This window comes from Streptomyces sp. C1-1, from assembly GCF_050214755.1.
GTDB lineage: Bacteria > Actinomycetota > Actinomycetes > Streptomycetales > Streptomycetaceae > Streptomyces.
Genome location: NZ_CP189826.1, coordinates 5,947,443 through 5,960,136 on the forward strand (window position 1 = coordinate 5,947,443; position 12,694 = coordinate 5,960,136).

The following is a 12,694-nucleotide window of genomic DNA, read 5'->3' on the forward strand; positions in this document are numbered from 1 at the left end:
CGTACCTCGATGTCCGTGCACAGCCACACGGCAGCCCACAACCCCGCTGCCGCTCCAGAGTTCCCGCGTCACGTGGTGACGGCGGTGCTCGTCTCCCACGACGGCGCCCGCTGGCTGCCCGACGCGCTCGCCGGGCTGCTCGGCCAGGAGCGCCCCGTCCAGTACGTGGTGGCGGCCGACACCGGCAGCGCGGACGCCTCCGCCCAGCTGGTCACCGACGCCCTCGGCGCCGACCGCGTGCTGCACCTCGCCCGCCGCACCGGCTTCGGCCAGGCCGTCGAGGAGGCGGTGCGGACCGCGCCCGTGCTGACCCCGGACGAGCTGCCGTACCTGAAGCGGCCCAGCGGCTGGGACCCCGTCACGCGCACCTGGCGAGACGACGCCTACGACATGCCCGAACTGCCGCACGGGGAGCCGGTCCAGTGGCTGTGGCTGCTGCACGACGACTGCGCCCCGGACCCCGACGCCCTGGCCCAGCTGCTGCGCGTCGTGGAGAACGAACTCGAGCTCGGCCGCGACGACGTGGCCGTCGTCGGCCCCAAACTGCGCGGCTGGTACGACAGACGCCAGCTGCTGGAGGTCGGTGTCTCCATCGCCCACTCCGGCCGCCGCTGGACCGGCCTGGACCGCCGCGAACAGGACCAGGGCCAGCACGACCACGTGCGCCCGGTGCTGTCGGTGTCCACCGCCGGCATGCTGATCCGCCGTGACGTCTTCGAGCGACTCGGCGGCTTCGACAAGCGACTGCCGCTGATGCGCGACGACGTCGACCTGTGCTGGCGGGCCACCGCCGCCGGGCAGCGCGTCCTGATCGCGCCCGAGGCGGTCGTCCGGCACGCCGAGGCCGCCTCCCGCGAGCGCCGCACCGTCGACTGCGTCGGCCGCAGCTCCGCCTCCCCGCACATGGTCGACAAGGCCGGCGCCGTCTACACCCTGTTCGTCAACTCGCGCACGGCCGTGCTGCCGTGGGTGCTGCTGCGCGTCGTGGTCGGCACCCTCCTGCGCACCCTCGCCTATCTCGTCGGCAAGGTCCCCGGACAGGCCGTCGACGAGATCCGCGGCTTGCTGGGCACCCTGCTGCGGCCCGAGCGGATCATCGCGGGGCGGCGCAGGCGCGGCGCCCCGCAGATCGACAAGGGAGAACTGCGCGCCCTGTTCCCGCCGCCCGGCGCGACCGTGCGGGCCACCGTCGAACAGGTCGCGGGCAACTTCTTCAGCGACTCCGACGCCGACGCCACCACCGGCGCCGGACGACACGGCGGCGCGGTCGAGTCCGGGCCGGGCGGGGACGACGCCGACTTCCTGGAGATCGAGCAGTTCGCCCGGCTCAAGCGCATCGCCCGCAAGCCCGGCCCGATGCTCTTCCTGGTGCTGCTGTTCGTCTCCCTCGTCGCCTGCCGCGCCCTGCTCGGCGGCGGCGCGCTCGCGGGCGGCGCCCTGCTGCCCGCCCCGGCCGACGCGAGCGATCTGTGGTCGCGCTACACCGACTCCTGGCACGCCGTCGGCGCAGGCGGCACCCCGTCCGCACCGCCGTACCTGGCGATCGTGGCGACGCTGGCCTCCGTGCTGTTCGGCTCCACCGGACTCGCGGTGACGGTCCTGCTGGTCTGCTCGGTGCCCCTGGCGGGCTTCACCGCCTACTTCGCCTCCCGCCCGCTCGTCGAGTCCCGCCTGCTGCGCGCGTGGGCGGCCGTGGTCTACGCCTTCCTGCCCGCCGCCACCGGCGCGCTCGCCGGCGGCCGCATCGGCACCGCCGTCCTCGCCGTCCTGCTGCCGCTCATCGCGCGCGCGGGCATCGCCGCGAGCGGTGTCACGAACGCCTCGGGAGCGCGCGGCAGCTGGCGCGCCACCTGGGCGTACGCACTGCTGCTGACCATCACCACGGCGTTCACACCGATCGTGTGGCCCATCGCGCTGATCCTCGGCATCGCCGTGCTGGTGCTGCGCCGCGCCGACATCACCGCCTACGGCCTGCGCTTCCTGGCCCAGCTCGGCACGCCCCTGCTGGTGCTCGCGCCCTGGTCGCTGACACTGCTGCCGTTCGGCTTCTTCAAGGAAGCCGGACTCGGCTACGGCCCCTCGACCGCCTCCGCGCTCGACCTGCTCGGAATGAGCCCCGGCGGCCCGGGCACGGTCGACGGGCTGATGCTGATCGGCGTCGTCCTGGCCGCGCTGGCCGCCCTGATGCGCTCGGAACGCCAGTCCGCGATCCGGACGGCCTGGGCGGTCGCCCTGGTGGGCCTGGTCTTCGCCGTGCTGTCCAACCGGTCCACCTGGGCCGGTCCGGCCACCCTCGTCTACGGCATCGCCCTGCTCGCCGCCGCCGCACTCGGCGCCGACGGCGCACGCGCGCGTGTGGCCGAGCAGAGCTTCGGCTGGCGCCAGCCGGTGGCCGCGCTGATCGCCTTCGCCTCGCTCGCCGGCCCGCTGCTGGTAGCCGCGGGCTGGATGATCGGGGGCGCCGACGGGCCGGTGGAGCGACGCGACCCCACACAGGTGCCCGCGTTCGTCGCCGAGGAGAGCGGTACCAGCGACCAGGCCCGCACCCTCGTCCTGAACAGCGACTCCGCCGCCCACGTCGGCTACACCCTGGTCCGCGGGTCCGGTGCCCGTCTGGGCGACGCCGAGGCCGCCGCGGCCGACGGCGAGAACAGCGCGCTCGACAAGGTCGTCGCCAACCTGGTCGCCGGCTCCGGCGCCGACCAGTCCGACCAGCTCGGCAAGTTCGCCGTGCGCTACGTCCTCGTCCACAAGGGCGCCCCCCGCGAGGTCACCCGAGTGCTGGACGCCACGCCCGGCCTGTCCCGCCTCAGCCAGCAGGACGGCAGCGCCCTGTGGCGGGTCGACCACGAGGTCGCCCGCGCGACGATCGTGACCGCCTCCGGCTCCGGCACCCCGCAGCCCGTGGCGGCCGGCCCCGTCGACATCCACACCACCGTCCCGGCCGGCGCCGACGGCCGCGTCCTGCGGCTTGCCGACACGGCCGCCGAGGGCTGGACGGCGACCCTGGACGGCAGGCCGCTCACCCGGACCACCGTCGACGGCTGGGCCCAGGGCTTCGAACTGCCCGCCTCCGGCGGCAGGCTGGACGTCACCTACGACGACCCGGTCACCCACACCGCCTGGTTGTGGGCGCAGGGCTTCCTCGCCGTCGTCCTCGTCGTGATGGCCCTGCCCGGCCGGCGCCGCGACGTCGACGACGATCTCCCCGAGGAGCCGTCGATCCCCGCCCAGCCCGTCGCCGGTGAGGGCCGCCGCGCCCGCCGCCTGCGCGCCCAGACGGAGGCCGAGGAAGGGGGGCCCGAGGAGGAGGTCCCGGCCCCTCCCGCGGAGGAGACACCGGTCGCGGTCCCGCAGCAGCAGTCGTACGGCGACTGGGACCAGGCGAGTTACCAGGGCGCTGGCTACGACCCCTACGGCAACGAGCAGTACCAGGGCGCCCAGCAGTACCCGGCGGGCACGTACGACCAGACGTACCAGGCGGACCCGTACCAGGGCGGCCAGTACGACCCGTACGCCTACGGCAACTCCCCTGGCGCCTACGACCAGACGTACGACCCGGCGGCCTATCAGCAGCAGGGCTACGACCCCGCGTACGACCCGGCGCAGGAGCACCCGCACGCCCCTGAGCGCCCCGACGGGAGTCAGCAGTGAACCGCACCACCCTCTCCCTGTTCGCCGGCACGGCCGCCCTCGCCGCCATCACGGGCATCGCCTCGCTCACCGCGCCCGGCACCTCCGGCGCGGACACCGCCAAGGCGGCCGCCGAACTGCCTGTGGAGCGCACCACGCTGTTGTGCCCGGCGCCCAGCACCTCCGACCTCGCCGACACGTCGTACACGTCGTACACGCCCGTCACCAAGGGCACGGGAGGCGACGGAAAGGCCGAACTCCAGGCCGCGACCGAGCAGTCGGACGGCGCGACGAGCGGCGCCAAGGGCAGGAAGGACAAGAAGAGCAAGGGCAAGAAGACCGCCGACAAGCCGGTCCTCACGCCCAAGGAGCCCGGCACACCGGTCACCGGCGACACCTCCGGCGCCGACACGCCCGCGCTGATCGGCACCGCCGAGGGGAAGTTCGCGCCCGGCTGGGCGGTGCAGGAGACCACGGAGGTCGCGGCGGGCACCGGACGCGGCCTGCTGGGCGTCAACTGCACCGCGCCGGACACGGAGTTCTGGTTCCCCGGTGCCAGCACGGCCGCCGACCGCACCGACTACGTCCACCTGACCAACCCGGACGACTCGGCCGCCGTCGTCGACATCGAGCTCTACGGCAAGGACGGCGCCCTGAAGTCCACGGTGGGGGAGGGCATCACCGTCCCGCCGCACTCCAGCGACCCGGTCCTGCTGTCCACGCTGACCGACGAGAAGCAGACCGACCTCACCGTGCACGTGAACGTGCGCAGCGGGCGCGTGGGCGCCGCCGTGCAGGCCCTGGACGACAAGACGGGCGGTGACTGGCTGGGGGCCGCCACCGACGCGGCGGGCAGCCTCGTCCTGCCCGGCATCCCCAAGGACGCCACGTCGGTCCGTCTGATCGCCTTCACGCAGGGCGACGCGGACGCCGACCTGAAGGTGCGTCTCGCCTCCCCGTCCGGGCTGATCACGCCCGCCGGCAACGAGACGCTGCACGTCAAGGCGGGGATGACGAGCGCGGTCGACCTCGGTGCCGTCACCCGCGGCGAGGCGGGCTCGCTGGTCCTGATCCCCACGGACCGGTCGGCGCCGGTCATGGCGGCGCTGAAGGTCGTACGCGGCAAGAGCGGCAAGCAGGAGACGGCGTTCCTCCCGGCCACGGCCCCGGTCGGCACGCGCGCGACGTCGGCGGACAACAGCGGCAAGGACTCCACCCTGTCGATCACGGCGCCGACCCGCACCGCCCAGGTGAAGGTCACCGCGTCCGCGGGCAGCGACGGCGGCTCGGCGGTGTCGAAGACGTACACCATCAAGGCCGGTACCACCCAGGACGTCGAGGCCCCGGTGCCGAACGGTGCGAAGGGCACGTACGCGCTGACGGTCGAGACGCTCTCGGGCGGCTCGGTGTACGCGTCCCGGACCCTGTCGGCCACGGAGGGCGGCATTCCCGGCTTCACGATCCAGACGCTGCCGGACGACCGGGGGCTGGTGTCGGTGCCGCGGGCGGACGAGGATCTCTCCGTACTGCAGAAGTGAGCGCGGCCGGCGGGGCTCAGTCCTCGCCGTACCGCGGGTCCACCGTCTCCGGGGTCAGCCCCAGCAGCTCGGCGACCTGCTCCACGACGACCTCGTGCACCAGGGCGGCCCGCTCGTCGCGTCCCTTCGTGCGGATCTCCACCGGCCGCCGGTAGACGACCACGCGCGCGGGGCGTCCGTCGCGCGCCGAGATCGTGCCGCCCAGGGGCACCGCCTCGTCGTTCCACGTCTGCCCGGGCCCGTCCAGCCGCGGTACCTCGAGGACCAGGAAATCGATGTCGGCGAGCTGCGGCCAGCGCCGCTCCAGCCGCTCCACGGAGTCCTGGACCAGGTCCGCGAACAGGTCGGCGCGGCTCGCGGCGAGCGGCACCTGGGGCGGTGCGATCGGACCGCGCATGCCCCGGCCGTGGCGGTCACGACGGCGGGGCCCGGGGCGGCCGGCGGCACGGTGGGGTACGGGGTTGTCCATCACTGGTGAAGAGTAGTCCCCGCCGAGTCCGCCCGCCCGGCCCCACTCGGCATCCCGGACACCGTTCGGCCACCGGGGACGGCATGTCGCAGGTTGACCATTCCAGCCAAGGTTGGGCTCGATTCCGCATCTCTCCGAGACCGTCGATGTCGAGGCAAATGACGTGTTTGTACGGAGTGTTGATCGGACGGCGGGTCGCGCGACGGCGTGTGGACCTGCGTCCGCCCAGGTCAGCAAGGTGTGGCGAAAGGGGTGTGTGGGGCGATTCACACCACGACACGGTGGAGTGACCTGGTGGAGAGTCGTCGCGGCCCGCTCAAGAGTGCGGTACCGTCCAACGTCGTGAGCCCTGTACGTCGCTGTTCGCGCACCGCTTGCGGCCGTCCCGCCGTCGCGACGCTGACGTACGTCTACGCCGACTCGACCGCGGTCCTCGGCCCGCTCGCCACCTATGCCGAACCCCACTGCTACGACCTGTGCGCCGAGCACTCCGAGCGCCTCACCGCGCCGCGCGGCTGGGAGGTCGTCCGGCTCCTCGACGGCTCCGCACCGGCCCGCCCCAGCGGCGACGACCTGGAAGCGCTTGCCAACGCGGTGCGCGAGGCGGCCCGTCCGCAGGGGCGGGCGGCCGAGGCCGGCGGTGGCGGGGCGCGCTCGGCGGACCCCATGGAGGTCGCGCGCCGCGGCCACCTGCGGGTGCTGCGCTCCCCGGACAACTGATCCGGGTTCCGCTCCCCGATCGAGACGCCTCCCGTGCCCGTGGCCGGAAAGGTCTCCCACGCGCGCATGGCGGGCATCGCGTTCAGCGATGCGAGTGATGCGTACGCCAACGCGGGCGATGCACGGCCATTGACGCGGCCTTGGCGCGGACACGACCATTCCGTAAGCCGAAGTGAGAAATCGCTTTCCGCATGACGGAATCGGGGAGGCGCCCGTGTACGTCCAGGAACTCGAACCCGTCGCGGGCTCGCTCGGCCTGTCCGCCTTGGTCGCCGCCCTGCCCCTGGTGATCGTCCTGATCCTGCTCGGCGGCGTCCGCATGAAGGCCCACCTCGCGGGCCTGACGGGCCTTCTGGCCGCCGTCCTGGTCGCCTGGCTCGCCTACGGCATGCCCCTTGGCCAGACCCTCTCCAGCGCGGCCCAGGGCGCCGTCTTCGGCCTCTTCCCCATCCTGTGGATCGTCGTCAACGCCCTGTGGGTGTACCGGATGACCGTCCGCACCCGGCACTTCGACATCCTGCGCCGCTCCTTCGGGCGCCTCTCCGACGACCCCCGCATCCAGGCACTCGTCGTCGCCTTCTGCTTCGGCGCGCTCCTGGAGGCGCTCGCCGGCTTCGGCGCGCCGGTCGCGATCTGCTCCGTCATGCTCGTCGCCCTCGGCTTCGACCCGGTGCGCGCCGCCGTCGTCGCCCTGGTGGCCAACACCGCGCCGGTCGCCTTCGGCGCCATGGGCACGCCCGTCGTGACGCTCGCTCAGGTCACCGGGCTGCCGCTGCACACCGTCGCCTCCGTGGTGGGCCGTCAGACGCCGCTGCTCGCCCTCGTGGTGCCTCTCGTGCTGGTGTGGCTGGTGGACGGGCGGCGCGGGCTGCGCGAGACCTGGGTGCCCGCCCTGGTGTGCGGAGTCGCCTTCGCCCTCGCCCAGTTCGCCGCTTCCAACTACGTCTCCGCGCAACTCGCCGACATCGCCGCCTCCCTGGTGGGCGCGGGCGCCCTGGTCGCCGTACCGCACGCGCGCGTGGCCGCCAAGGAGGAGGTACGCGCGTCCGTGCTGACCGGCGCGCGCAGCGAGGAGCTCGACGAGCAGGACCCGCGCCGCGAGGTCGTGCGCGCCTATGCCCCGTACGCCCTGATCGTCGTGGTCTTCTCGGTCGCGCAGATCCCCGCGGTCAAGGACTGGCTGGCCGGAGCCACACAGACGTACGACTGGCCTTTCCTGGACGTCGTCGCCCCGGACGGCAAACCGGTCGGTGGCAACGTCTTCACCTGGCCGGTCGTGTCGACCGGCGGCACCCTCGTGCTGCTCGCCGGGCTGTGCACGGCCGCCGTCCTCGGGGTGCACGCGCGCGTGGCGGCCAAGGAGTGGCTGGCGACCGTGCACGAGCTGCGCTTCGCGATCCTCACCGTCACCTCCGTGCTGGCCCTCGCCTATGTCATGAACCTCTCCGGACAGGCGGCGACCATCGGCCACTTCGTGGCGGCCGCGGGCGCGGGGCTGGCCTTCCTCTCGCCGGTCCTCGGCTGGTTCGGCGTGGCCGTCTCCGGCTCGGACACCTCGTCCAACGCCCTCTTCGGGGCCCTCCAGGTCACCGCCGCCCGCGAGTCGGGGCTGTCGCCCGAACTCCTCGCGGCCGCCAACAGCTCCGGCGGCGTCCTCGGCAAGATGATCTCGCCCCAGAATCTCACCATCGCGTGCGCGGCCGTGGGCCTCGCGGGCCGCGAGGGTGACCTGCTGCGCAAGGTGCTGCCCTGGAGCGCCGGGCTGCTGCTGGTGATGTGCCTGATCGTCGTCGGCCAGAGCTCGCCCGTCCTGGACCGGATGCTGCCCTGAGCCTTCTTACCCTGCTCTGACCTGAGGTTACGACCGCCGTTCCGGCACGGCGTCCGCGCACCGCACGGCCATCCGGTACGGGTAGTTTGGGGCCACCGATAGGACTCCAGGAGGGTTGGCCGTGGCTGCTGATCTGTCACAGATCGTGAAGGCGTACGACGTGCGCGGGGTGGTCCCGGACCAGTGGGACGAGTCACTGGCCGAGCTCTTCGGGGCGGCCTTCGTCCGGGTGACCCGGGCGCGCGCGATCGTCGTCGGCCACGACATGCGGCCCTCGTCCCCCGGCCTGTCGCGGGCCTTCGCGCGCGGGGCGGCCGGGCAGGGCGCCGACGTGACCGAGATCGGCCTGTGCTCGACGGACCAGCTGTACTACGCCTCCGGAGCGCTGAACCTGCCGGGCGCGATGTTCACGGCCTCGCACAACCCGGCGCAGTACAACGGAATCAAGCTGTGCCGGGCCGGCGCGGCGCCGGTCGGGCAGGACACGGGGCTGTCCGAGATCCGCGAACTCGTCGAGCGGTGGACGGAGTCGGGCGCTCCGCAGCTGGCCGCCGAGCCGGGAACGATCACCGGGCGCGACACGTTGTCCGACTACGCGGCGCATCTGCGCTCCCTCGTCGACCTGACCTCCGTCCGGCCCCTGAAGGTCGTCGTCGACGCGGGCAACGGCATGGGCGGCCACACCGTCCCCACGGTGTTCGACGGACTGCCCCTGACCGTCGTCCCGATGTACTTCGAACTCGACGGCACGTTCCCGAACCACGAGGCGAACCCCCTGGACCCGGCGAACCTCGTCGACCTGCAGCAGCGCGTCCGCGCGGAGGGCGCGGACCTCGGCCTCGCCTTCGACGGCGACGCCGACCGCTGCTTCGTGGTCGACGAGCGAGGCGAGCCGGTCTCCCCGTCCGCCGTCACGGCCCTGGTGGCCGCGCGCGAACTGGCGAGGAACGGCGGCAAGGGCGTGATCATCCACAACCTGATCACGTCGTGGTCGGTCCCCGAGGTGGTCCGGGAGCACGGCGGCAGCCCGGTCCGCACCAGGGTCGGCCACTCCTTCATCAAGGCCGAGATGGCCACCTCCGGCGCGATCTTCGGCGGCGAGCACTCGGCCCACTACTACTTCAAGGACTTCTGGAACGCCGACACCGGCATGCTGGCGGCCCTGCACGTCCTCGCGGCCCTGGGCGGTCAGGACGGCCCCCTGTCCGCTCTCGTCGCCGAGTACGACCGCTACGTTGGCTCCGGCGAGATCAACTCCACGGTCGCCGACCAGGCGGACCGCGTCGCCGCCATCAAGGCCGCGTACGCCGGCCGCGAGGACATCACCCTGGATGAACTCGACGGCCTGACGGTCACCTCCACCGACTGGTGGTTCAACGTCCGCCCGTCCAACACGGAACCCCTCCTCCGCCTCAACGCCGAGGCCCGCGACGAGGCGACGATGACGAAGGTCCGGGACGAGGCCCTGGCCATCATCCGCGCCTGACACCACTTCTCAGCCCGTCCGGCGTTTGAGGACGAGGCCCGTTCAGGGGCGACGGGGGTCCAGGGGGCGGCGCCCCCTGGTGGGTCGAAGGGGCGAAGCCCCTGTGCATGGGACGGGTAAGGGCGGCGGGGGCCGGAAAGCCCGGACGGCCACCGCCCGCCCACCCCGCCCCAACCCCACCAAGCCGCCCCCCACGGCGGTACCCTGACCAGGCACATCCGCACAACCCGCCGCACAGGCACGCGCACGCGTACCCGCCCCGAAGGGACACCCCATGCCGCTCGAATCCGGCCTCCTGGAGATCCTCGCCTGCCCGGCCTGCCACGCTCCCCTCAAGGAGCAGGACACCGAACTGATCTGCACCGGCCAGGACTGCGGCCTGGCCTACCCCGTCCGCGACGGCATCCCCGTCCTCCTCGTCGACGAGGCCCGCCGCCCCGCCTGACACGGAGGGCCCCGCCTCGCGCGCGCCGCACCTTCCGAGGCCCCGTCTCACCCGCGCCGCACCGTCCGAGGCACCCCCGACCCAGCAGACCCCACATCAGAACACCGTCCGCCGCACGCACCCCCCAAGCCCGCCGCCCCAAGGGGCCGGCGATCGGAGGCTGCCGCCCCATGCTCGACGAATCGCTGCTCGACACCCCCGAGGCCCTCTCGGAGGCCGACCGCCGCGGCCTCCTGCGCGGCGCCGCCGAAGCAGGCGCCCGCGTCCGCACCGCCGCCCGGCACGCCGCCGAGGCAGGCGTCAACGACCTCAAGCCGGACGGCCGCCCCCGCGCCGTCCTCATCGCGGGCCCCGGCGCCGCGGCCATCTGCGCCGCCGACCTCCTCGGCACCCTCGCCGGCCCCGGCAGCCCCGTCATCCGCCTCGCCCCCACCGGCGTCGCCCCCGCGGCGGGCGCCCTGCGCTGGGAACTCCCGGGCTGGGCCGGTTCGGTCGACCTGCTCCTGATCACCACCCCCGACGGCACCGAGCCGGGCCTGTCCCTGCTGGCCGACTCGGCCTACCGCCGCGGTTGCACCGTCGTCGCGGTCGCCCCCTCCCACACCCCGCTCGTGGAGGCGGTGGCGGGCGCACACGGCCTCTTCGTACCGATGGCGACGGCCCCGTACGAGCAGGACGAACCGCTCGCCGCGTCCGCCCCCGGCGTGCTGTGGGCGCTGCTCACGCCCCTCCTCGCGCTGATGGACCGCACCGGCCTGCTCTCGGCCCCGCCGGACGCCGTCGAGAAGGTCGCCGACCGCCTCGACCAGGTCGCCGAACGCTGCGGCCCCGCCATCGCGACCTACAGCAACCCCGCCAAGACGCTCGCCGCCGAACTCGCCGACGCCCTGCCGGTCGTATGGACCGAGGGCGTCTCCGCGGGCCCCGCAGGCCGCCGTTTCGCCGCGGCCCTCGCCGAGCTCTCCGGCACCCCCGCCGTCGTGGCCGAGCTGCCCGAGGCCCTGGCCGCGCACAGCGCGCTGCTCGCCGGCCCGCTCGCCGCGAGCGCCGACCCGGACGACTTCTTCCGCGACCGGGTCGACGAGCCGCCCGCCCTGCACGCGCGCGTGGTGCTGCTGCGCGACCGTCCGATCGGCGGCCTCACCGCCGCGCCGGCAGCCCGTGACCTGGCCCTCAGCCACGACACACCGATCAGCGAACTCGAGCCGGAGCCCGGCGACGAGCTGGAGACCCTCGCCGAACTGATCGCCATCACGGATTTCGCCGCCGTTTACCTGGCGCTTGCCTCGGGGGCCTGATCTTGACGCCTGCGCACTGAAACAGCCGTACACGCACGCGCGTACCGATCGACCGGCAGAGAGAACCGCATGGACCGCCTGGACAACACCATCCGCCCCTACGCCTGGGGTTCCACGACCGCCATCCCCACCCTCCTCGGCGTCGAACCGAGCGGTGAACCCCAGGCGGAGATGTGGATGGGCGCCCACCCCGGTGCCCCCTCGCGCACCGCGCGCGGCACCCTGGTGGAGGTGATCGACGCGGCCCCGGACAGGGAACTGGGTTCCGAAGCCGTCGCCAAGTTCGGCCCCCGCCTGCCCTTCCTCCTCAAGATCCTCGCCGCGGGCGCCCCGCTCTCCCTCCAGGTGCACCCCGACCTGGCGCAGGCGAAGGAGGGTTACGAGGATGAGGAGCGCCGGAGCATCCCCGTCGACGCCCCCCACCGCAACTACAAGGACGCCAACCACAAGCCCGAACTGATCTGCGCGCTCACCGAGTTCGACGGACTGTGCGGCTTCCGCGACCCGCTGCGGGCGGCCGAACTGCTCGACGGCCTCGGCGTCGACTCCCTCAAGCCCTACGTCGACCTGCTCCACGCCCACCCCGAGGACGCGGCCCTGCGCGAGGTCCTCACGGCGATCCTCAGCGCCGACCCCGAGGAGATGCGCCACACGGTCACCGACGCCGCGTCCGCCTGCGCGCGCCTGGGCGGCGCGTACGCCCCCTACGCCGACATCGCCCACCACTACCCGGGCGACCCGGGCGTGATCGCCGCGATGCTCCTCAACCACGTGCGTCTGCAGCCCGGCGAGGCGCTCTTCCTCGGCGCCGGCATCCCGCACGCCTACCTCAGCGGCCTCGGCGTCGAGATCATGGCCAACTCCGACAACGTCCTGCGCTGCGGCCTCACCCCCAAGCACGTCGACGTCCCCGAACTCCTGCGCATCGTCCGCTTCGAGGCGAGCGACCCGGGCGTCCTGCGCCCCGAGGCCTCCCCGGACGGCGAGGAGGTCTACGAGACCCCGATCGACGAGTTCCGGCTGTCGCGGTACGTCCTCGCCGAGGGCGGTACGACCCACGACCTCACCCGCGAGACCCCGCAGATCCTGCTCTGCACGGCCGGTTCGGCACGGGCGGGGGACGAGGAACTGACTCCAGGCACGTCCGTGTTCGTCCCCGCGGGCGAGAAGGCCGAGATGTCCGGAGCGGGCACGGTCTTTTGCGCCACTGTGATCGTATGACCGGGGTTGTGGGTACCTGACGCGCCGTCGACGGTTCGGGCTGCAAGAATGGC

Annotated in this window: 9 protein-coding genes; 8 read left to right on the forward strand and 1 reads right to left on the reverse strand. The window is 73.4% G+C overall.

The features are described 5' to 3' along the window. The first annotated feature begins 9 nt into the window (after positions 1–9). Both ACQF4J_RS27250 and ACQF4J_RS27255 read left to right on the forward strand, forming a co-directional pair. Positions 10–3,654: a glycosyltransferase gene (locus tag ACQF4J_RS27250; protein ID WP_427166974.1), complete on the forward strand. Its 3,645-nt coding sequence runs from the start codon at positions 10–12 to the stop codon at positions 3,652–3,654. Then, positions 3,651–5,171, forward strand: coding sequence for a DUF5719 family protein (locus ACQF4J_RS27255; RefSeq protein ID WP_427166976.1), 1,521 nt, complete (start codon positions 3,651–3,653; stop codon positions 5,169–5,171). Before ACQF4J_RS27250 ends, ACQF4J_RS27255 begins: the two co-directional genes overlap by 4 nt. 16 nt (positions 5,172–5,187) lie before the next feature. Here ACQF4J_RS27255 and ACQF4J_RS27260 read toward each other — a convergent pair whose 3' ends face one another. Continuing rightward, entirely contained in the window at positions 5,188–5,640 is a 453-nt protein-coding gene (locus ACQF4J_RS27260; RefSeq protein ID WP_200705041.1) for a metallopeptidase family protein, read from the reverse strand. 294 nt (positions 5,641–5,934) lie between these two features. Between ACQF4J_RS27260 and ACQF4J_RS27265 the strand changes: the two genes are divergently transcribed. From ACQF4J_RS27265 to manA, 6 genes are all read left to right on the forward strand, one after another. After that, positions 5,935–6,360: a DUF3499 domain-containing protein gene (locus ACQF4J_RS27265; protein WP_351565480.1), complete on the forward strand. Its 426-nt coding sequence runs from the start codon at positions 5,935–5,937 to the stop codon at positions 6,358–6,360. Positions 6,361–6,574: 214 nt separating this feature from the next. Next, complete coding sequence (locus ACQF4J_RS27270; protein WP_351565483.1) at positions 6,575–8,191, forward strand: L-lactate permease; 1,617 nt, start codon at positions 6,575–6,577, stop codon at positions 8,189–8,191. Positions 8,192–8,312: 121 nt separating this feature from the next. Next, positions 8,313–9,677: a phosphomannomutase/phosphoglucomutase gene (locus ACQF4J_RS27275; protein ID WP_427166979.1), complete on the forward strand. Its 1,365-nt coding sequence runs from the start codon at positions 8,313–8,315 to the stop codon at positions 9,675–9,677. A 274-nt stretch (positions 9,678–9,951) separates the two neighbouring features. Beyond that, positions 9,952–10,122: a Trm112 family protein gene (locus tag ACQF4J_RS27280; protein ID WP_079078118.1), complete on the forward strand. Its 171-nt coding sequence runs from the start codon at positions 9,952–9,954 to the stop codon at positions 10,120–10,122. A gap of 170 nt (positions 10,123–10,292) precedes the next feature. Then, positions 10,293–11,420, forward strand: coding sequence for an SIS domain-containing protein (locus ACQF4J_RS27285; protein WP_351805883.1), 1,128 nt, complete (start codon positions 10,293–10,295; stop codon positions 11,418–11,420). A 69-nt stretch (positions 11,421–11,489) separates the two neighbouring features. Further along, positions 11,490–12,641, forward strand: a complete 1,152-nt coding sequence (manA, locus tag ACQF4J_RS27290; protein WP_351565492.1) for a mannose-6-phosphate isomerase, class I — start codon at positions 11,490–11,492, stop codon at positions 12,639–12,641. Positions 12,642–12,694: the final 53 nt, after the last annotated feature.